Raw genomic sequence first — 20,075 nt, 5'->3', positions numbered from 1 at the left:
AATGCCATATTCATTCACACTTCTTTTCCCGGATGGTGCGGAAGCCTGTCCTACGCTGCGAGGGTGACCCACTACGTGGACAGCGAGGTCGGTCGGCTCGGCACGGTGCTGCTGCACCGCCCGGGGCCGGAACTCGCCCGCCTCACCCCACGCAACAACGACTCCTTGCTCTTCGACGCTATCCCATGGGTGGGCAGGGCGCAGGAGGAGCATGACGCCTTCGCGGCGGCCCTGCGGTCCCGCGGGGTGGAGGTGCTCTACCTGGCCACCCTGCTGGCCGAAACCCTGGCCGTGCCGGACGCGCGGGCCGAGCTGACCGAGTTGGTGCTCCGCTCGCCCCGGCTGGGCGACACCCTGCGCCGCCGGGTCGCCGACCACCTCACCTACCTCGACCCGGCCGCCCTGGCCGACGTGTTCGTCGCCGGGCTCGCCCACGAGGAGGTGCGGATCGGCCCGGACCGCCCCGGCGGTCTGGTCTGGACGCTGATGGACCGGCACGACTTCGTCATCGACCCGCTGCCCAACCTGCTCTTCACCCGCGACTCGTCGGTCTGGATCGGGGACCGGGTCGGGGTGACCAGCCTGGCCATGCCGGCCCGCCGCCGCGAGACCACGCTGACCGACGCGATCTACCGCTACCACCCCCGCTTCGTCGGCACCGAGTTCGTCTACCACCCCGAGCTGGAGCACCTGGAGGGCGGCGACGTGCTGCTGCTCGCGCCGGGGGTGCTCGCGGTCGGCGTCGGCGAGCGGACCACGCCGGCCGGCGCGGAGCGGCTGGCCCGGCAGGTATTCGCCGCCGGGCTCGCGCACACCATCCTGGTGGTGCCGATCGCCCAGGAGCGGGCCACCATGCACCTGGACACGGTCTGCACGATGGTCGACGTCGACGCCGTGCTGATGTACCCGAACATCGCCAACGAGCTCACCGCGTACACGGTCATCGCCGGCGCGGACGGCGAGGATCCGCGGGTCGACGGCCCGGCGCCGTTCCTGCGGGCCGCCGCCGACGCCATGGACCTCGACCAGCTCCGGGTGATCGACACCGGTCTCGACCCGGTCACCGCCGAACGGGAGCAGTGGGACGACGGCAACAACACCCTCGCCCTGGCGCCACGACTCTGCGTCGGCTACGAGCGGAACGTGGAGACCAACGCCCAGCTGGAGCGGGCCGGCATCGAGGTGATCGCCATCGCGGGGTCGGAGCTGGGCTCCGGACGGGGCGGCCCGCGCTGCATGTCCTGCCCGCTGGTCCGCGACCCGCTGCGCCGCTGAACGACGACGGGCCCCGGTCGGTGACCGGGGACCGCGGCGACGATCGGCTCAGCGCAGGGTGAGCTGGCGGCCGAGCAGGCCCTGGCGGGCCCGGCGCCCGGCGGCGTCCAGCGGCCCCCGCTCCTCCAGCGCCTCGGCGTACCGCTTGGCGAACCCGGTCACCGGCTCCTCCCAGTCGGTGGCCGGCGCGTCCTCGGGCAGGTCCCACACCGGCACCAGGCGGCCGTGCGCCCGGAACATGCCGGCGAACCGGGTGTTGTCGCCCAGGGTCAGCGTGCCGGCCGCGCTCAGCCGGGACAGGGCGTCCAGCGCCACGTCCTCGTCCTCCGGCAGCACCCAGCGCACGTGCGCCTTCTCCGGCACCCGGCACCAGTACGCGGCCCGCGCCGCGGCCAGCTTCACCGTCGGGTAGATCGCCGCGTTGGCCCGCTCCAGGGACGCCTGCACGTTCGGGTCGTCGGCGGCACCCGGGTCGAGCCAGAACTCGAACCCCCCATGCATGCTGATCTCCAGCGGGCCGTCCACCAGGATGTCCTGGAGACGGGGGCCCGGCCCGGGCAGCGGCGGCACGCTCACCTGGCCGCCCGGCTCGGTCCGCAGCGCGCAGAGCAGCGCGTCGGCCAGGTCCCGGGAGACGTCGCCGGACTGCTGGTGCCGCTGGAGGCCGATGAAGACGCGCCCGTCCGGCTTGGTCATCGCCGGGGCGGCCAGCGGCAGCACGGTGGCCAGGGTGACCGCCCGGTCCCCGTACTCCTCGACCAGCTCGGGGGTCAGCCGCAGCGGCGCGGAGGCGGCCGGCACCAGCTCGCGCAGGGCGATCCACTCCGGCTCGTCGACCAGGCCCTCGAACGGTCGGGGCACGAAGACGTCGCGCACCTTCTCCCGCTTGGGGGTGGCTTCGGCGGCCCGCTGGGTCTTTCGACGCTTGCTCACGGCGAAACAGCCTAGATGCCGGACCGGACGGCCGTGGGCGCAACCCGCCTGCCCGGTCGGCTCAACCGGCCACGACCAGATCCGACCGGGTCACGCCGGTCGGGTCGAACTCCGCCCAGACGCTCTGGCCCAGGCCGTCCCGCTCGACCCCCCAGCGGCTCGCCAGCCCGGAGATGATGTGCAGGCCGCGCCCGTCGACGGCGTCGGGGTTGGCGACCCGCATCAGCGGGCCGGAGGCGGCCCCGCCGTCGGTCACCCGGAGCTGGACGGTCTGCCCGCCGGCCGTCGTCCGCAGCCGCCAGGACACCCGGACCACGCCCCCGGGCAGCGGGTCGGCGTGTCGCACGGCGTTGCCGACCAGCTCGGCGAGGACCGCGACCAGGTCGGCCAGCAGGGTCGGGGGTACGACCTCGGCCAGCTCGTCGGCGAGGCGGTGCCGGGCCCGACGCGCGCCGGTGGCGTGGTGGGGCACCACCACGCACCACGATCGTTCGGCCGAACCCGTCGACACCGTCGTTCCTTCCCACCCCCGTGCGGGCCGGGTTCATCCCCGTGGCAGCCGCACCTCTGCGACCGTACCCCCACCGGCTCTCGGTCGGAGGGATACCCATCCATTCTGCTGTTCAACGATCTGCCGGACGAGATAGAGCCCCAGACCGGCTCCCGGGTAGCGCCGCCGGTCACCGGACTCCCCCTGCCAGAACCGGTCGAATGCCCGCTCCACGTGCTCCGGCCGGATGCCGATGCCCCGGTCGGCGACCCGGAAGGAGACGGTCCGCTCGTTGGCCTCGGCGCAGACCTCGATCGGGGTGTCCGGCAGCGAGTACTTGCCGGCGTTGGTGCTCAGCTCGGTGAGCACGGTGGCCAGGGTGTGCCGGTCGCCGAGCGCCTTGGGCAGGTCGGCCGGCAGGTCGAGGACGATCCGGTGCCGGACGTCCGCCGGCAGGTCCAGCACCGCCGCGCGCAGCGCGTCGCCCAGGTCGAACGGGGCGGCCGGCTCGCCGCCGGGGCGGTTCTCGGTGGCGGCGGTGAGCAGCCGGTCGACCAGCCGGGCCAGATCGTTGGCGCGCTGCCCGATGATCCGGGCGGCCTGCCGCCGGTCGTCGTCGCTGAGCGACTCCCAGTGATCGGTGAGGGTGTCCGCGTACCCCTTGATCACGGTGACCGGGGTGCGCAGCTCGTGGCTGGTCACCGCGACGAAGAGGTCCCGGTCGTGGTCGCGCCGCTGCTGGTCGGTGATGTCGCGGAAGGTGACCACCCGCAGCGCGCCCGGCCCGGGCAGCTCGCCGGAGGTGATCCGCAGCCAGCGGCCGTCCGGCAGCCGGTGGTCGAGCACCTGGCCGGACGGGGGGAGCGGGAACGGCAGCGGCCGGTTCAGCGCCTCGCCGGCCGGCCGGCCGGTCACCTGGGCGGCGGCCGGGTTCCAGAGCCGGACGTGGTGGTCGCGGTCGACCACCGCCAGGCCGTCGGCGAGCGCCGCCACCACGGGGCCGTCGCCGTGCACCGGCAGGCCGGTCTGGTCGCCGTACATGTGGGCGATGCAGGCGGCCACGTAGCCGACCACCGCGCGCTGGGAGGCGTCCAGCGGCCCGCCCTCCGGGTAGAGGGCGTGCAGGCTGCCCACCGTCAGGCCGCCGATCTCGGCGCGCGCCAGGATCATCCGGCGCAGCCCGCGCGCGGCGACCTCGTCGGCGAGCGCGCCGGGGATCGCGTCGACCCGGACCTCGCGGACGGGCGGGCCGGAGAGCAGGCAGACGGTGGCCGGGTCGGTGGCCGGCAGCGGGCAGCCGGTGAGGAACTCCGCAGTGCCGGTCGCCGCGATCACCCGCCCACCGGCGGGGGCGAACTCCACGAACACCAGGCCGGCCGCGCCGACTGCCGGCTCGACCTCGCGGAGCAGCCGGGTGAGCACGGCCAGCCCGGACTCACCCGAGTTGATCATCTTGATCACGTTGGTGTGGCCGGCGATGAGGGCGGTGAAGTCGGTTCGCTCCGGCATGTCCCGAGTGTGCCGTGCCGCCCGGCCCGGGGACACCCCCTGGCCGGGCGACCGCCCACCGGTCGGACCGGGGGCTCATCGGCCCAACCGGGCCAACGTCCGGGCGGGCCGGTCGGTGATCACCCCGTCCACCCCGGCGGCCAGCACCAGCTCAAGGTCGGCCGGCTCGTTCACCGTCCAGACGTAGACCTGGTTGCCGGCGGCCCGCAGCGCGGGGACGAGCTGCGGGCGGGCCCGGACCAGGCCGATGCCCGGCCCGGCGATCCGGGTGCCGAACGGCAGCCGGCCCAGCCGCAGCCAGCGCGGCAGCACCTCCAGCAGCAGCACGGTGGGCAGCGCCGGCGCGAGGTCGCGGATCCGGCGGACGGCCAGCGGGGAGAAGGACATCACGGTGACCCGGACCGGGTCGTCCGGGCCGGGCTCGGCCAGGCCGTACCGGCGCAGCACGGTGACCAGTCGGCGCTCGACGTCCCGGCCGTAGCGGGAGGGGTGCTTGGTCTCGACGAGCAGCCGGACCGGCCGCCCGGCGGCGAGCACCGCGTCGAGCAGCCGCTCCAGCGTCAGCAGCCGGGTGTGTGACTCGTCGAGCGGTTCGTCCCCGTCGGCCGCCGACCCGCCGGGGTGCCACGAGCCGAAGTCGAGCGTCTCCAGCTCGGCGAGGGTGCGCGCGCTGACCAGCCCGTGACCGTTGCTGGTCCGGTCCAGCCGGCGGTCGTGAACGCAGACCAGGTGCCCGTCCCGGGTCAGCCGGACGTCGCACTCCAGACCGTCCGCGCCCTCGTCGAGGGCGCGCAGGTAGGCGGCGAGCGTGTGCTCCGGCAGGTCGTGGGAGGCGCCGCGGTGCGCGAAGACCAGGGGGGTGGTCATGGCCGCGTCGCGCCTCAGGCGACCCGGCCCGGCTGCCCGTCGTCGGTGACCACCGGGCGGCCGGCGGCGGCCCAGTCGCCCATCCCGCCCTCGACGTTGCGGACCTGGTCCCAGCCGTTGCGCATCAGGTACGCGACCACCTGCGCGGACCGGCCGCCCGAGCGGCAGATCACCGCCACCTCGCGGTCGTCCGGCACCTCGGCGATCCGGGCGGGCAGCTCGGTCATCGGCAGGTGGTGGGCGGTCGGCGCGTGGCCGGCGCCCCACTCGTCGTCCTCCCGGACGTCGAGGAGGTAGATGTCGTCGGGCACGGCCGACGCGGGCACGCTGGGAACCTGGGGTCCGAACACGGCTACCAAGCCTAGCGGCCCGCTCCGGTCAGAGCTGGTTGACCCAGCGGGGGTGGGCCCCGGCCCATTCCGGCATCCGGGTGCCGCGCAGCGCGTCGAAGAGCCCGCCGCCGCCGTTGTCGAGCACCACGTACGAGACCTGGTCGATGGTCTGCGGGTAGGAGGGCACCTGGACCCCGCGCAGGGCGTCCGCGGGCAGCCCGCGCAGCGCGAAGAGCAGGTCCTCCACGGGTACGCCGTTGCTGTCCAGGGTCAGCGCGCCGCCGACCGCCCGGAGCACCCGGTCCAGCTTCACCGGGTCGCTGCGCAGGTGGGTCTCGCCGGCCTTGTCGAGCACCGCCCGGAGCATCTGCTGCTGGTGGCGCTGCCGGTCGTAGTCGCCGCCGGGCAGGTCGTAGCGCTGCCGTACGTAGTCCAGCGTCCGGGCGCCGTCCATCTGCTGGCAGCCGGGGTCGAACTGGGTCTTCGTGTGGATCGACCGGACCGGGGTGTCGACGCACATCCGGATGCCGCCGAGCAGGTCGATGACCTGCTTGAAGCCGGAGAAGTCGACAAGTGCGGCGCCGTCGAAGCGCACCCCGGTGAGCCGGGTCAGGGTGGCGCTGAGCAGCCGGGCCCCGGCTTCGCCCCCGCCGCCGTGCTCGTACGCCGCGTTGACCTTGTCCTGGCCGCCGCCGTAGCCGGGCGCCGCCGGGATGGCGACCAGCAGGTCGCGCGGCACGGAGATCAGGTACGCCTGCCGCAGCCCGGCCGGCACGTGCACGATGAGGATGCTGTCCGAGCGCTGGTCCTCGGGGTTCGCGCCGAGCCGGTGGTCCGACCCGATCAGCAGGTAGTTGAGCGGACCGGAGAGGTTGGTGCGCTTCTGCCGGGCGGACGCGTCGAGCAGTTGTTCCTTGGTGACCGTGCGGTCGTACCGGTTGGTGAGCCAGTGCATGCCGGCCACGCCGAGGGTGGCGAGCAGGAGCAGGGCCAGACCGGCGCCGAGCAGGAACCGCGGCCAGCGGGCGGATCGGGTCCGCCCGCGTGCGTTCCGTGCTGGCCTGAACGTGACGTTCCCCCCGTAGCCGCGACATGAGACCCGCTCACGTCAGGCTACGGGGGGAACCGCCGGGCGGTGCCGCTTTCGCCGCGGCTACCGACCGGTCACCAGGTCATTTGCGGGTGGAGAGGACGTTCGGGTTCGCCACCACGAAGTCGGCGAGCTTGTCCTCCTTCACCGCCTTGAACATGTCCATGCTCTGCTCGTTGAGCGATTCCTTGGTGTGGTCGGCGTTCGGGCTGTAGGTGCCGCCGTTGGTACGAAGGGTGACCAGGTCGTTCCCGCTGACGCCCTTGAGCGTGAAGATGAAGTCCGCGATCGGCACGCCGCCGGTGTCCAGGATGAAGGCCTTGCCGGCCGCCTTGATCAGCTGGTTCAGCTTGATCGGGTTGGTCAGCATGCCCTTGTCGGTCGCCTTCTTCGCCATCGCCTTGATCAGCTGCTGCTGGTTCTGCTGGCGGTCGTAGTCGCTGTTCGGCAGGCCGTAGCGCTGGCGGGCGAAGTCGAGGGCCTCCCAGCCCTCCATCTCCTTGCAGCCCTTCTTGTGCACCACCGGCTTGTAGGGCTTGCCGGTCTTCTTCGCGTCGGCGTTCCACATCGGCTTGCCGTCGACGATCGACATGTGGTGCGACGGCACCTCGTGGCTGACGCAGATCCGCACCGTGCCGAGCGCGTCGATGACGTTCTTGAAGCCGCCGAAGTTGATGATCGCGGCACCGTCGAAGCTGATCCCGGTCATCGACTTGATGGTCTTGGCCATGAGCTGGGCACCGCCCTCCCAGCCGCCGCCGTTGCGGGCGCCGATCTGGAAGGCCGCGTTGATCTTGTCGGTGCCGCCCCGGTAGCCGCTCTTCTCGAAGGCCGGGATCCGCGCCTCGGTGTCCCGGGGGATGGAGATCAGGTAGGCCTGGTCGTGGCTGGCCGGGATGTGCAGGATGATGATCGTGTCCGAGCGGACGTCGTCGGCGGCCCAGCGCTGCCGGGCGTCCACGCCGAGCAGCAGCATGTCGATCGGGCCGTCCAGGCTGTTGCCACCCTCGGCGTTGGTCTTGCCCGCGTCACCGAGCAGGTTGCGCTGCGCGATGTTGCCGGTCGCCTGGCCGATCACCGCCTTGCTGCCGACGATCGCGAGGCCGCTGGTCATCATCAGGACGGCGCCGAAGATCACGGTGAGCTTGGCCCAGAGCGGGTCCTTGCGCTTGGTGCGCTTCTTCCCGCCACCCGGACCGCGGCCGCCGGGGTCGGGCTGCGTCGGGATGATCGGGGGAACCCACCCGGGTGATCCGGGCTCCAGTGACTGAGGGCGACGGCTGGTCTGGACCGGCATGCGTGCTCCAGCTCGGTGATCGGGGGCGGGACCACTTTACGTATCTGTTCCCGTTCTCGCGACCTCGTGCGAGGGCTATTCCCGTCAATCTCGGCCAATGACTCCGGGTTGTGGCCGAACGGCCAAATGAAAAGATCCGGCCGGCGGTTGGCTCACTGCGGGATGAGCCTTGACCGCCGACCGGATGTGCCACCATCGCGGGGGTGGCGTCAGCCGCCGCTCCCGTCGGTGTCCGTCTTCTGGTTTGCCTTCAGCCAGTCGGCCATGGTGTCCGCGGCGATGGCCTTGTACATCGCCAGTGCCTTCTCCCGGTCGGAGACCACCACCGACTGGCCGTCGATGGTCTGGCCGCCCAGGTTGGGGCTGGTGACGAAGGTCAGGTTCTCCCCGCGCAGGCTCCGGAACTGCAGCGCCATGTCGGTCAACGAGAATCCCTGGTCGACCGTGACGGCGGCGGTGACCGCCTTGAGGAAATCGTTGAGCTTCTTGGGGTTGGTCAATGTCCCGGTGCTGGCCGCCTTGTCCATCAGCGCCTTGAGGAACTCCTGCTGGTGGCGCATCCGGGCGAAGTCGCCGTCCGGGAACTGCTTGCGCTGCCGGACCCAGTCCAGGGCCTCGGCGCCGTTCATGTGGTTCACGCCCTTGGTGAACGTCCGGTACGGCTTGTGGATCGAGGTGATGGTCCGCTCCACCTTGAGGTCCACCCCGCCCAGGGCGTCGGTGACCTCCTTGAAGCCGCCGAAGTCGATGGCCATCACGTGGTCGATCCGGACGTCGCTGAAGCACTCCACGGTCTTCACCGCGAGCGGCAGGCCGCCGAACGCGAAGGCCGCGTTGATCTTGTTGCGGGAACCCGAGTCGCAGGACGCGCCGGCGTTCTCCGGGATCGGCACGTACAGGTCACGCGGGATGGAGACCAGGTAGGCGTGCTTGTGGTCGGCCGGGATGTGCATGACGATCAGCGTGTCCGCCCGCCACTTGCCGGCGGCGTCCACCTCGGCGTCCGGGTCCCGCGAGTCGCTGCCCACCAGCAGGATGTTCAACGCGCCCTCGACCTGCTTGGCCGGCCGCCCCCCGGTGATCTGGGAGAAGGGGTCGGTCCGGGCCAGGTCGCCGTTGAGGTTGCGGGCGTAGAGCCAGGCACCGGCGCCGCCGAGCAGCGCCAGCACCAGCACGGCGACGCCGGCCACCAGGCCGATCCGCCCCCAGCGCGGACGGGGGCCGCGCCGGCCGGGACCGCCCGCGCCGCCACCCGGCCCGTCCGGGCCGGTCGGTCCACCCGGACCGCCGGGCCCGCCCGAGCGCGGCTCCTCGTCGTACGAGGGGTACCAGCGGGCGTCGGTGGCGCGGGCACGCCCGCTGGTACCCCGGCCGGAGCCGGGAACCTGGGCGCGGCCCGCGCTCCGGCTCAGGGGTGCGGGGAACGGGACGCCGGCAGACGAGGTCGCTGACATGTAACCGAGGGTAGGTCGGTCGAGCCACCCGCGCCCTGAGGCGCAGGCGGGTGTCAGCCTCCTCCCAGCGGGACTCAGTAACCTAGCCGGTCGCGGAAGTACTCGATCGTGCGTCGGAGGCCGTCTTCGGGCGCCACGGTGGGTTCGTATCCCAGCAGCTCGCGGGCGAGGGTGAGATCGGGGCGGCGCATCTCCGGATCGTCGGCCGAGCGAGTGATGTAGCTCACCTCGGAGCTGCTTCCGGTGAGTGACACGATCGTCTCGGCCAGTTGCCGCATCGACATCTCGTGCTCGGTGCCGCAGTTGATCGGGCCGGTCTCGGTCGAGTCGAGCAGCAGCAGGATGCCCCGCACCAGGTCGTCGACGTAGCAGATCGACCGGGTCTGGTTGCCGGTGCCGTGCACGGTGATCGGCTCGCCGCGCAGCGCCTGGGAGATGAAGGTCGGGATGGCCCGGCCGTCGTCCGGCCGCATCCGCGGGCCGTAAGTGTTGAAGATCCGGACGATCGCGGTGTCGGTGCCCCGGCTGCGGTGGTAGGCCATGGTGGCCGCCTCCGAGAAGCGCTTCGCCTCGTCGTAGACGCTCCGGATGCCGATCGGGTTGACGTTGCCCCAGTACGTCTCGCGCTGCGGGTGCTCCTTCGGGTCCCCGTACGCCTCGGACGTGGAGGCCATCAGGAACCGGGCGCCGTCGGCGGTGGCCCGCTCCAGCAGGTGCAGCGTGCCCACCGAGCCGACCCGCAGGATCTCCACCGGCAGCTTCTCGAAGTCGGTGGGGCTGGCCGGGGAGGCCATGTGCAGGATCGCGTCGAACCGCTCGGCCATCGCCGGGTGGTCGGTCGGCAGCCCCTCGGAGATGTCCGCCTCGATCAGCGAGAAGGTCGGCTTCTCGAGCAGGTGCGCGATGTTGTCCTTGGAGCCGGTGACGAAGTTGTCCAGCACCACGACCGTGCAGTCGCGCTCGATGAGCCGGTCGACCAGGTGCGACGGGACGAAGCCGGCGCCGCCGGTGACGAGGATGCGATGTCCGGAGCCGAAGCGGGGAGCGACCTTCATGCCGGCCAGCCTACTCAAGCCGGTGGGCCGGAGCCGACGACGGCTCCGGCCCACCGGGGTGGGGGTGTGGTCAGTGCGCGCCCGCGCCGGTGAGCGAGCGCACCTCCAGTTCGGCGTACTTCTCCTCGTCGTGCTCCTTCGACAGCAGCGTGCCGATCCAGCCGCAGAGGAAGCCGAACGGGATCGAGATGATGCCCGGGTTCGACAGCGGGAACCAGTGCCAGTCGTGGTCGGGGAACATGGCCGTCGGCGCCCCGGAGACCACCGGGGAGAAGAAGACCAGCACCACGGCGGCGAGCAGGCCGCCGTAGATGGCCCAGACCGCGCCCGAGGTGTTGAACCGCTTCCAGAACAGGCTGTAGAGGATCGCCGGCAGGTTGCCCGAGGCGGCGACCGCGAACGCCAGCGCCACCAGGAACGCCACGTTCAGGCTCTGCGCGAAGATCGACAGCACGATGGAGATCGCGCCGATCACCAGGGCGGAGATCCGGGCGACGTTCACCTCCTGCCGCTCGGACGCCTGGCCGTTCTTCATGACGTTGGCGTAGAAGTCGTGCGCCAGGCTGGACGACGAGGCGAGGGTGAGCCCCGCGACCACCGCCAGGATCGTGGCGAAGGCCACCGCCGCGATGATCGCCAGCAGCGTCGCCCCGCCCAGGTTCCCGCCGAAGAAGTCCTTGCCGAGCGCCTCGGCGAGCTGCGGGGCGGCCGTGTTGCCGGCCTTGTCCTGCGCGGTGATCGCCTTGCCGCCGACCAGCGCCGCCGCGCCGAAGCCGAGGGCGAGGGTGAGCAGGTAGAAGGTGCCGATGATGCCGATCGCCCAGAGCACGCTCTTCCGGGCCGCCTTCGCGGTCGGCACGGTGTAAAAGCGGATCAGGATGTGCGGCAGGCCGGCCGTGCCGAGCACCAGCGCGATTCCCAGCGAGAGCAGGTCCATCTTGCTGTAGAAGGTCTTCAGCGCGTCGCCGGGTGTCTCCACGCCGTAGCGCAACCCGGGTTCGAGGAAGGCCGCTCCCTTGCCCGAGGCGTCGGCCGCGTCACCGAGCAGGGAGGACAGGTTGAACTTGTACTTCGCCAGCACCAGCAGGGTCATCACCAGCGCACCCGTCATCAGCAGGAACGCCTTGACGATCTGCACGTACGTGGTGCCCTTCATGCCGCCCACGGTGACGTAGATGATCATGAGGGCGCCGACCATGATGATGGTGGCGACCTTCGCGGTGTCGGCGTCCATGCCGAGGAAGGTGGTGCCCGGCTTGATGCCGAGCAGCAGGGCGACCAGCGCGCCCGCACCGACCATCTGGGCCAGCAGGTAGAAGATCGACACCGTGATGGTGGAGACCGCGGCCGCCGTCCGGACCGGGCGCTGGCGCATCCGGAAGGCCAGCACGTCGGCCATCGTGTACCGGCCGGAGTTGCGCAGCAGTTCGGCGACGAGCAGCAGCGCCACCAGCCAGGCGACCAGGAAGCCGATCGAGTAGAGGAAGCCGTCGTAGCCGTACAGGGCGATGATGCCGGCGATGCCCAGGAAGGACGCGGCGGACATGTAGTCGCCGCCGATCGCCATGCCGTTCTGGAAGCCGGAGAAGGACCGGCCGCCGGCGTAGAAGTCGGTGGCGGTCTTGGTCTGGCGGCTGGCCCAGACCGTGATGGCCAGCGTGATCGCCACGAAGACCAGGAACAGCGTGATGGTCAGGTTGCGGGCGGTCGTGCCGCCCGCCTCAGCCGCGAGAACCGTGTTCATGGGTCACCTCCCCCACCTCGGCGCGGAGCCGGTCGGCCACCGGGTCGATCCGCCGGTCGGCGAACCGCGAGTAGAGCCAGGCGATGACGAACGTGGAGACGAACTGGAGCAGGCCGAAGACCAGGGCGACGTTGATGTTGCCGACCAGCTTCGTGCCCATGAAACCCCGCGCGTACGCGGAGAGGATGACGTAGAGCGCGTACCACAGGAAGAACGCGACGGTCATCGGGAAGACGAAGCCGCGCAGTGCGCGCCGCAACCCGGCGAACTCGTCCGACCGCTGGACGGCGAGGTACCGTTCCGCCGCCGACTCGGCGGGTGCGGACGCGGGTGTGTCCGTGGACATCTGTGGATCACCACCTTCGCAGGCGTGGGGAGTTTCCGCGCACGGTAGAGAGCGCGCTCCCCGCCGGGGAAGGCTCGGATCGGCGACGGTCGACGGCTGCGCCGAACGGCAGTCCGGCTGCGCCGAGTGACCTACGTCACTCCGGTCACCGGTCGGTGGTCAGTCGGTCAGCCCCCGGTAGCGGCCGCGGTAGTGCAGCAGCGGCGCGGTCTCCTCGGCCAGGTCGACCGCCTCGACGGTCGCCTCGACCAGCAGGCCCCAGCCGTACTCCCGGGCGGTGTCGAGGCGGCACCCGGCCCACCCGCCGGCGTCCGTGGGCACCGGCCCGTACGGCGTGTCGGTCCAGGAGTCGAGGGCGAAGAGGCCGCCCGGCGAGGGGAAGAGGCCGGCGAAGCGGTCGGCGAGCTGCCGGTGCTGCGGGCCGAGCGGCGCGACCGCGAACCGGCCCGCCTCCTCCACCGCCGCCCACAGGTCCGACTCCGGGTCGACCAGCCCGAGCAGCCGGTCCGGCTCCCCCTCGGCCACCAGGGTGGACGAGACGGTCAGCCCCGCCGGGCCGGGCGCGGTCCAGAGCGTCACCGGAGCGGCCAGCCGGCCACGCAGCCGGCGGACCGGCGAGCGCTGCCCGGCCGGCACGGCGAACGGGTCGGTGTGGTGGATCTCGGCGCCCGGCTCATGATTCACGTGAAACATTGTGCCGCCCCGGCCCCGGGCCCAACCCAGGAAGCGCCGGTGCAGGTCCCGGGCGCCGGGAAGCTGCTCGGTGGCCTCCGCCAGGAGGCGACCCAGGAAGAGCAGCAGCGCGGTCCGGTCGTGCCGGTACTCCGCCAGCAGGGCGAGCCGCGCCGGCTGGCACGGCCAGTGCGCCCCGCACGCCCGACACCGCCACGCCGGCCGCATTGCCACGTGCGCCCTGGCCTGGCCCGGTCTCTTCCAGATCTTGGACGGATTCGGCCCCGCAGGGGGCCGTCTGCGTCCAAGATCTCGGCGGTCGTCGCTCATCAGGGCCTCCCCGGGAAGGGGTCGCCCCGGCCGGGGGATGGCCGGGGCGACCTGCCGCAGGACCGGCCGCCGGGTCGTCGCCTCCACCAGCCGGGCCGCGCCCCTCCACCCTGGACTCGGCGGCTCGGGCAGGGGAGGATGCCAGGGCTTACTACACAGCGCGATCACGTACTTACCGGAGAGGTAAGGATGAACATCGAGGTGTGGATCCGGGCGTTGAAGGCCGCCCGGGCGGGTGCGGACGTCTCGCAGGAAGGGCTGGCCGCGCTGATCAGGTGGAGCCCGTCCACGGTGGCCGCCATCGAGACCGGGCGACGCCGGCCGACCATGGAGTTCGCGGTCGCCGCCGACCAGGCCCTCGGCACCGGCGGCCTCCTCGCCAGCCTGCTGGCGGCGGGCGAGGAGAACAGCGGGCCAGCCTGGTTCGAGTCGTGGCCCGGCCACGAAGAGCGGGCGATCCGGCTGTGCTACTTCGAGCCGTGTCTGGTCCCTGGCCTCCTGCAAACCGAGGAGTATGCCCGGTCGGTCGCCTCGGCCGGCGGCTTGTACCGGAGCGATCGGGTGGAGGAGTTGGTCAGCCTCCGGATGAGCCGGCAGCGCCTGCTCTACCGGGAGAATCCGCCTGAGTGCATGTTCGTCATCGACGAGAGCGCTCTGCGCAGGCCGATCGGAGGACCGGCAGCCATGGACCGCCAGCTTGGCCGGCTGCTCGAAGCTGCCGAGCTTCCCGGCGTGCGGCTGCATGTCCTGCCGCTCGATGTCGGCGCGCATGTCTCGATGGGCGGTGGCTTCGTGCTCGCGGAGCTACCCGGACACGACCGTCTGCTCTGTCTCGACAACGCCGCTCGCGGTCAGATCGCCGACTATCCGGAGTGGATAGGCTTGGTGCAGCGCAAATGGGAGCATCTGCTTGGTGAGGCGCTCGGCGAAAGCGCCTCACTCGATTTGATCAACAAGCTGAAGGTGACGCCATGACGAGTGTCGCGCCCCGCTGGCGCAAGTCGGTCCGGTCGGCCAACGAGGGCAACTGCGTCGAGGTGGCGGACAACCTGCCCGGGGTGGTGCTGGTGCGGGACAGCAAGGACCCGTCCGGGCCCGCGCTCGCCTTCACCCCGGACGCCTGGCGCTCCCTGGTGACCAGCCTCCGCCGGCGCGCGCTCGACTGAGGGCCCTACCCTGCCGGGCATGTCTCTCGTCTCACCGCAGCAGCTCGCCCAGGAGCGCGTCGTCAGCGCGGACGCCATTCTCGGCGGCCAGGTCGACCTGCGCGCCTACCCGCACCGGCACCTCGTGGTCACCGCCAAGCATTCCTGGGGACGCAGCGGGTTCCGGCCGCTCATGGAGGCGGTCGAGCACCTGTCGAACTACGGCTGGGAGCTGGTCAACGTGACCAGCGTCGGTGACGGCCACCATCTCTACGCGGCCATGCGCCGCTCGGCCTGAACCGGCTATTCGGCGAGGGAGCGGCGGGCGGCGGCCAGCACCTCCGGGTCGGCGCAGCCGGCGGCGTACCCGGCGATCCGGCGGCGGATGTCCCGGCGCAGCAGCCAGACCCCGAGCCGCTCGGCGACCGGGCGCAGGAACGCCGGCCAGCACCGGAAGTTGTACCGCCAGGTGGCCAGTGTCGTCCCGGGCTCCGGGCCCGGGGCGAACCGCCAGCCGCCGCCGAACCGCTCGAAGAACCAGGGCCCGCGGACCATCTTCATGCCCACGTTTGTCGGCGGGGCCCAGGAGATGTACTCGCTGACCATGACGAGGCCGTGCCGGGACCGGGTGAAGGTGCGCACGCCCCGGCCGGGGCGGGTCGCCCCGTCGACGAAGTGCTGCTCGCGGACGAACGGGTCCCAGCGGTAGCGGACCGGCGCCACGGTCTGCGACACGGCGAAGGCCAGCTCCGGGGGGACCGGAACGGTGGTCACCGCCTCGACGACCGGCATCAGCGCCTCGGGGTGACGGCGGCCAGCAGCTCCGGCTGCCGGTGGTCCAGCACGTCGCCGGCCAGGTACGCGCCGAGCAGCGCCGCGCCCAGCCCGTACGCCAGGCCGACCGGCAGGGCCAGCCAGAGCCAGACGTCGCCGAGCAGCGCGGCGGCCACCACCACGGGCACCCCCGCCACCGCCGAGGCCACCATCGACACCAGGGCGTACAGGCCCTTCGCCATCCCGGCGCCGGTGTTCATGGCGAACGGGTTGCTGGTCTCCGGCAGCGCGTAGCCGCCGAGCACCGAGACCGCCGCGTTGATCGCCAGCCCGCAGCCGTACGCGGCGAACAGCCCGCCGGCCATCAGGCCCAGCCAGCCGGGTCGCCCGAGCAGGACGGCCAGCACCACGGCGACGGTGCCGAGGATCGGCACCACGTAGAGCGAGAACGCGGCCATCCGGGCCCGCAGCTCCACCCGCCCCGGCACGCCCGCCACCACGTTGGCCGCGTACGCGCTGCCGTCGAAGCCGAACTGGTTGGCCAGGGTCACCGAGGCGAGCACCCCGACGAAGAGCATCGAGAGGCTGACCACCACCGGAGACGCATCGGCCGTGGCCTGACCGAACGCGGCCCCGCCCTCGGTGGCGAACCGGGAGCCGCCCAGGTTGACCATCAGTGGCACGAAGATGCCGACCACCGCCACGGTGATCAGGTTGGCCCGCCGCCGGGCGTCCCGCCACCAGTAGCGGCACTCCCGGGCGACCAGCGCGCCGAACCGGTCCCGCCGCGCCCAGCCGACCGCCCGGGGGAAGAGCTGCCCGACCGCGCCGCCGGCCGCAGCGCCGCGCCGGTCCCGGGCCGGCCCGGCGCTCGCCGCGCCCACCATCGCCGATTCCAGCGACCGCGACCACCAGAACAGGAGTACGCCGATCGCCGCCACGGTGATCAGCAGCTTCAGCACGGCGGCCCAGGACCGGCCCTCGGCCACGTCGACGCCGGCCGTCCAGGGCGCCCCGAACGGGGTCCAGCCCACCACCCGGGCCACCCCGGTCAACCGGTCCCAGTCGGCCTGCTGAACCGCGCCGAGCACCAGCAACTGCAACGGGCCGAGCAGCGCGGCGAGCACCGCGAGCAGCACGGCGGCCAGGTCGCGTACCCGGCGGGAGCGGAGCATGGTGGCGAAGGCGCTGGTCACCGCGCGGGCGCCGGCCACGCAGAGCAGCAGGCCGAGGAGCACCCCGAGCACCGCGACCAGCGCGGCGAACCAGCCGCCCAGCGCGCCGGCGGTGAGCACCAGCCCGGCGGCCGTCACCAGCGTCGCCAGCACCGGGACGCTGACCAGGGCGGCCGCGAACAGCCCGGTGACCAGGGTGCGGCGGGAGAGCGGGAGCAGCGCGAACCGGGCCGGGTCCAGGGTCTCGTCCACACCGAAGAAGACCAGCGGCAGCAGCAGCCAGCCGAGGGTCAGCAGGCCGCCGCCGAACGCGGCGGTCATCAGCGCGTACCGGGACTCACCGGCCAGGCCGGGCGCGGCGAACAGGAAGAAGCCCCCGGCGGCGAACCAGAGCCCGAACAGCACACCGCCCACGAACAGCGCGATCCGCCACGCCTGGCCGCGGAAGTTGTTGCGAAGCACCCGCAGCTTGAGGCGGACGAAGTGCCGGGGCGAGACGGCCCGGGCCGGCGGCTCGGCCGCGGTCACCGGGACAGCCACGACAGTTCCTCGCCCGTCGCCGTACGCCCGCCGACCACCTCGACGAAGACCTCCTCCAGCGACCGGTCGCCGCGCACCTCGGTGAGCGTGCCGACCCTCTTGATCCGGCCGTCGGCCAGGATCGCCACGTGCGAGCAGAGCCGTTCGACGACCTCCATGACGTGGCTGGAGAAGATCACCGTGCCGCCGCCCACGACGTAGCGGTGCAGGATGTCCCGGATCAGCGCCGCGGACACCGGGTCGACGGCCTCGAACGGCTCGTCCAGCACCAGCAGCCGGGGGCCGTGCAGCAGCGCGCAGGCCAGGCCGATCTTCTTCTTCATGCCGGCCGAGTAGTCGACCACCAGGGTGCGGCCGGCGTCGGTGAGCGCCAGCACGTCGAGCAGCTCCGCCGCCCGCTGGTCGACCACCGCCGGGTCCATGCCGCGCAGCAGACCCTGGTACGCCAGCAGTTCCGCCCCGCTGAGCCGGTCGAAGAGGCGTACCCCGTCGGGCATCACGCCGAGCAGCCCCTTGGCGTGCACCGGGTCGGCCCAGACGTCGTGCCCGAGGACCCGGGCCTGGCCGGCGTCGGGCCGCAGCAGGCCGACGGCCATGGAGAGGGTGGTCGTCTTGCCGGCCCCGTTCGGGCCGAGCAGCCCGTAGAACGAGCCGGTCGGCACGTCGAGGTCGACGCCGGCGACCGCCACCTTGGTGTCGAACCGCTTGGCCAGGCCACGGAGGGACAGCGCCGGGTGCTGATCGGTCATGCCCACGACCGTAGCCCGCGCCGACCAGCGATCGCTCCCGCCGGAGGATGATCTTCTCGTCCTACCTGAGCCGGACGCCAGCAGCTACAGGCGCAGCGTCTCCGGGGTGTGCAGGCGGAGCATCGTGACGCCGACGTCCCGGGGCAGCCGCCGCCGGGTGGCCATGGACACCGCCACCATCACGGTGAACGCCAGCGGCACCGTCCACGCGGCCGGCTGGGTGGTGAGCGTGGCCGGCCAGCCGGACAGCGGCGGGCCGAGCACGGTGAGCAGCACCGCGCCGATCGCGGCGCCGCCGCCGGCCAGCACCCCCGCGGCGGCGCCCAGGTCGGTCAGGCCGCGCCACCAGATGCCGAGGACCAGCAGCGGGCAGAAGCTCGACGCGGCCACCGCGAAGGCCAGCCCGACCACCTGGGAGACGTCCAGCCCGGAGACGTTGAGCGCGAGCACCGCCGGCACCCCACCGGCGATCACCGTGGCCAGCCGGAAGCCGCGTACCGAGCCGCGGCCGAGGACGTCCGTGGAGATCACCCCCGCCACGCTGGTGAGCAGGCCGGACGAGGTGGAGAGGAAGGCCGCGAACGCCCCCGCGGCGACCAGCGCGGCGAGCAGCCGGCCGGTGATGCCGTCGCCCAGCGTCGCCCCGGGCAGCAGCACCACCACCGCGTCGGTCTGGCCGGTGACGAGCAACTGCGGCGTGTAGATCCGGCCCAGCACGCCGTAGATCGTGGGCAGCAGGTAGAAGACGCCGACCAGGGCCAGCACCACCAGCGTGGTCCGCCGGGCGGCGGCGCCGTCGGGGTTGGTGTAGAAGCGCACCAGCACGTGCGGCAGGCCCATGGTGCCGAGGAAGGTGGCCAGGATCAGCGAGTACGTCCCGAACAGGCCCCGGTCGTCGTCGCCGGCGGTGTCCGGCAGCAGCCAGTCGGTGGCGGCGGTGGCCGTGCCGGAGACCTCGGGCACCGGGTCGCCGGCGGCGAAGTCGAGACGGTCGCCGGGGCGTACCTCCCGGATGTCGCCGTCGGGCAGGGTGAGCGTCGCGCGGTGCTCGACCACCACGGTGGTCGCGGTCCGGAACATCGGCCCGTCGGGCGGGGTCACCGCCGGGCGGGCGTCGGCCTGCCACTGCAACGCCAGGAAGATCGCGGGTACGGCGAGCGCGGTGAGCTTCAACCAGTACTGGAAGGCCTGCACGAAGGTGATCGCCCGCATCCCGCCCAGCGCCACGTTGGCGGTCACCACCACGGCGACCAGCAGCGCTCCCACCGGGTAGGGCGAGCCGGCCACCGTGGCCAGGGTCAGCCCGGCCCCCTGGAGCTGCGGCACCAGGTAGAGCCAGCCGATGAAGATCACGAAGACGGTGGCCAGCTTCCGCAGCCGCCGCGAGCCGAGCCGCACCTCGCAGAAGTCGGGCAGGGTGAACGCGCCGGAGCGGCGCAGCGGGGCGGCCACGAAGAGCAGCAGCGCCAGGTAGCCGGCGGCGAAGCCGACCGGGTACCAGAGCACGTCGACGCCGTACTTGAGGATCAGCCCGGCCACGCCCAGGAAGCTCGCCGCCGACAGGTACTCCCCGCCGATGGCGGCGGCGTTCCAGGTCGGGCTGATCGCCCGGGAGGCGACCAGGAAGTCGGAGGTGGTTCGGGCCAGCCGCAGCCCGTAGAAGCCGATGCCGACGGTGACCAGGGTGACCGCCACGATCGCGGGGACCACGTAGTCGTTGGCCATCAGCGCTCCGGCCGCTGGACCAGGTCGGTGAAGTCCTGCTCGTTCCGTTCCGCGAGCCGCACGTACGCCCAGCCGACCCCGATCAGGAACGGGAAGGCGACCACCCCGAGCAGCAGCCAGGGCAGGTTGACGCCCAGCAGGGTGACCCGGCCGACCGAGGGCGCGATGGCGAAGAGCCACGGCAGGCCGCCCAGCCCGATCAGCACCAGCAGGCTCAGCCGGAGGGCGAGCGAGAGCTGGGCCCGCATCAGGCCCCGCACCAGCGTCTCGCCGACCCGGGTCTGCTGGGTCAGCTCGGAGCGGGTGCGGTCGGCGCGGCTGGTTGGCCGGGAGACCTCGGCCAGCACGACCCGGGTCCGGGCCGGCTGCGGGGCGCGCGGGACGGGCACCGGAGCCGCCTGCGCGGGCCGCCCCGGAACGTCCCGCTCCTCCGCTCCGGTCATCCTCGGCAGTCTCGCCTGATCAGCGGGAATGTCAAGAGCGCCGGGACGGCCCTGTGCACAACTTGTGGATAACGCTTCACTCCTGTGGACAACCCGGTGGATGACGGCCACCTCGTTGTGGACGACGGAG

The 20,075-nt window shown here is 72.5% G+C and carries 21 protein-coding genes; 4 read left to right on the top strand and 17 right to left on the bottom strand.

Annotated elements, in window-relative coordinates:
* Positions 1-63 precede the first annotated feature (63 nt).
* Positions 64-1,275: an arginine deiminase gene (locus B0E53_RS05160; protein ID WP_107074919.1), complete on the top strand. Its 1,212-nt coding sequence runs from the start codon at positions 64-66 to the stop codon at positions 1,273-1,275.
* A gap of 48 nt (positions 1,276-1,323) precedes the next feature.
* On the opposite strand, the gene B0E53_RS05155 is transcribed toward B0E53_RS05160, so the two are convergent.
* The 12 genes from B0E53_RS05155 to B0E53_RS05100 all read right to left on the bottom strand — a co-directional run bounded on the left by B0E53_RS05155 (position 1,324) and on the right by B0E53_RS05100 (position 13,292).
* The gene (locus B0E53_RS05155; RefSeq protein WP_107074918.1) at positions 1,324-2,208 is read right to left on the bottom strand and encodes a DUF5926 family protein; all 885 of its coding nucleotides are present in this window, start codon (positions 2,206-2,208) and stop codon (positions 1,324-1,326) included.
* A 61-nt stretch (positions 2,209-2,269) separates the two neighbouring features.
* Positions 2,270-2,686 (bottom strand): ATP-binding protein, encoded by a 417-nt coding sequence (locus B0E53_RS05150; RefSeq protein ID WP_210405929.1) that lies wholly within the window; start codon positions 2,684-2,686, stop codon positions 2,270-2,272.
* A 66-nt stretch (positions 2,687-2,752) separates the two neighbouring features.
* The gene (locus B0E53_RS05145) at positions 2,753-4,207 is read right to left on the bottom strand and encodes a PAS domain-containing sensor histidine kinase (RefSeq protein ID WP_107074916.1); all 1,455 of its coding nucleotides are present in this window, start codon (positions 4,205-4,207) and stop codon (positions 2,753-2,755) included.
* Between the two features lie 75 nt (positions 4,208-4,282).
* Positions 4,283-5,074 (bottom strand): glycerophosphodiester phosphodiesterase family protein, encoded by a 792-nt coding sequence (locus B0E53_RS05140; RefSeq protein ID WP_107074915.1) that lies wholly within the window; start codon positions 5,072-5,074, stop codon positions 4,283-4,285.
* Between the two features lie 14 nt (positions 5,075-5,088).
* Positions 5,089-5,424: a rhodanese-like domain-containing protein gene (locus tag B0E53_RS05135; RefSeq protein ID WP_091316463.1), complete on the bottom strand. Its 336-nt coding sequence runs from the start codon at positions 5,422-5,424 to the stop codon at positions 5,089-5,091.
* Between the two features lie 28 nt (positions 5,425-5,452).
* Entirely contained in the window at positions 5,453-6,361 is a 909-nt protein-coding gene (locus B0E53_RS05130; RefSeq protein ID WP_107074931.1) for an LCP family protein, read from the bottom strand.
* Positions 6,362-6,578: 217 nt separating this feature from the next.
* Positions 6,579-7,793 (bottom strand): LCP family protein, encoded by a 1,215-nt coding sequence (locus B0E53_RS05125; protein WP_107074914.1) that lies wholly within the window; start codon positions 7,791-7,793, stop codon positions 6,579-6,581.
* Positions 7,794-8,002: 209 nt separating this feature from the next.
* Positions 8,003-9,247, bottom strand: a complete 1,245-nt coding sequence (locus tag B0E53_RS05120; RefSeq protein ID WP_107074913.1) for an LCP family protein — start codon at positions 9,245-9,247, stop codon at positions 8,003-8,005.
* Positions 9,248-9,321: 74 nt separating this feature from the next.
* The gene (locus B0E53_RS05115; RefSeq protein WP_107074912.1) at positions 9,322-10,302 is read right to left on the bottom strand and encodes a UDP-glucuronic acid decarboxylase family protein; all 981 of its coding nucleotides are present in this window, start codon (positions 10,300-10,302) and stop codon (positions 9,322-9,324) included.
* A gap of 70 nt (positions 10,303-10,372) precedes the next feature.
* The gene (locus B0E53_RS05110) at positions 10,373-12,046 is read right to left on the bottom strand and encodes a cation acetate symporter (protein WP_107074911.1); all 1,674 of its coding nucleotides are present in this window, start codon (positions 12,044-12,046) and stop codon (positions 10,373-10,375) included.
* The gene (locus B0E53_RS05105) at positions 12,024-12,392 is read right to left on the bottom strand and encodes a DUF485 domain-containing protein (protein ID WP_107074910.1); all 369 of its coding nucleotides are present in this window, start codon (positions 12,390-12,392) and stop codon (positions 12,024-12,026) included. Before B0E53_RS05105 ends, B0E53_RS05110 begins: the two co-directional genes overlap by 23 nt.
* Positions 12,393-12,551: 159 nt before the next feature.
* Positions 12,552-13,292 carry a flavin reductase family protein gene (locus B0E53_RS05100; protein ID WP_107074909.1) on the bottom strand — a complete coding sequence of 247 codons (741 nt, stop codon included), beginning with the start codon at positions 13,290-13,292 and terminating at the stop codon, positions 12,552-12,554.
* A gap of 291 nt (positions 13,293-13,583) precedes the next feature.
* Here B0E53_RS05100 and B0E53_RS05095 point away from each other — a divergent pair, with 291 nt between their 5' ends.
* Genes B0E53_RS05095 through B0E53_RS05085 form a run of 3 tightly spaced genes read left to right on the top strand, consistent with a single transcriptional unit; the run spans position 13,584 to position 14,837 of the window.
* On the top strand, positions 13,584-14,369 hold the full coding sequence (locus tag B0E53_RS05095) for a helix-turn-helix transcriptional regulator (RefSeq protein ID WP_107074908.1): 786 nt from the start codon (positions 13,584-13,586) through the stop codon (positions 14,367-14,369).
* Entirely contained in the window at positions 14,366-14,560 is a 195-nt protein-coding gene (locus B0E53_RS05090) for a DUF397 domain-containing protein (protein ID WP_107074907.1), read from the top strand. The genes B0E53_RS05095 and B0E53_RS05090 overlap by 4 nt, the downstream gene beginning before the upstream one ends.
* A gap of 19 nt (positions 14,561-14,579) precedes the next feature.
* The gene (locus tag B0E53_RS05085) at positions 14,580-14,837 is read left to right on the top strand and encodes a hypothetical protein (RefSeq protein ID WP_107074906.1); all 258 of its coding nucleotides are present in this window, start codon (positions 14,580-14,582) and stop codon (positions 14,835-14,837) included.
* 5 nt (positions 14,838-14,842) lie between these two features.
* Here B0E53_RS05085 and B0E53_RS05080 read toward each other — a convergent pair whose 3' ends face one another.
* The 5 genes from B0E53_RS05080 to B0E53_RS05060 all read right to left on the bottom strand — a co-directional run bounded on the left by B0E53_RS05080 (position 14,843) and on the right by B0E53_RS05060 (position 19,945).
* Entirely contained in the window at positions 14,843-15,331 is a 489-nt protein-coding gene (locus tag B0E53_RS05080; RefSeq protein WP_107074905.1) for an SRPBCC family protein, read from the bottom strand.
* Complete coding sequence (locus tag B0E53_RS05075; protein WP_107074904.1) at positions 15,331-17,028, bottom strand: ABC transporter permease; 1,698 nt, start codon at positions 17,026-17,028, stop codon at positions 15,331-15,333. The genes B0E53_RS05080 and B0E53_RS05075 overlap by 1 nt, the downstream gene beginning before the upstream one ends.
* On the bottom strand, positions 17,013-17,777 hold the full coding sequence (locus B0E53_RS05070; protein WP_107074903.1) for an ABC transporter ATP-binding protein: 765 nt from the start codon (positions 17,775-17,777) through the stop codon (positions 17,013-17,015). The genes B0E53_RS05075 and B0E53_RS05070 overlap by 16 nt, the downstream gene beginning before the upstream one ends.
* Positions 17,778-17,861: 84 nt before the next feature.
* On the bottom strand, positions 17,862-19,502 hold the full coding sequence (locus tag B0E53_RS05065; RefSeq protein ID WP_107074902.1) for a cation acetate symporter: 1,641 nt from the start codon (positions 19,500-19,502) through the stop codon (positions 17,862-17,864).
* Entirely contained in the window at positions 19,502-19,945 is a 444-nt protein-coding gene (locus B0E53_RS05060; protein ID WP_107074901.1) for a hypothetical protein, read from the bottom strand. The genes B0E53_RS05065 and B0E53_RS05060 overlap by 1 nt, the downstream gene beginning before the upstream one ends.
* Positions 19,946-20,075 lie beyond the last annotated feature (130 nt).

It is taken from the genome of Micromonospora sp. MH33 (assembly GCF_003013775.1).
GTDB lineage: Bacteria > Actinomycetota > Actinomycetes > Mycobacteriales > Micromonosporaceae > Micromonospora > Micromonospora fulviviridis.
This window is presented reverse-complemented; position numbering and strand designations above follow the sequence as displayed.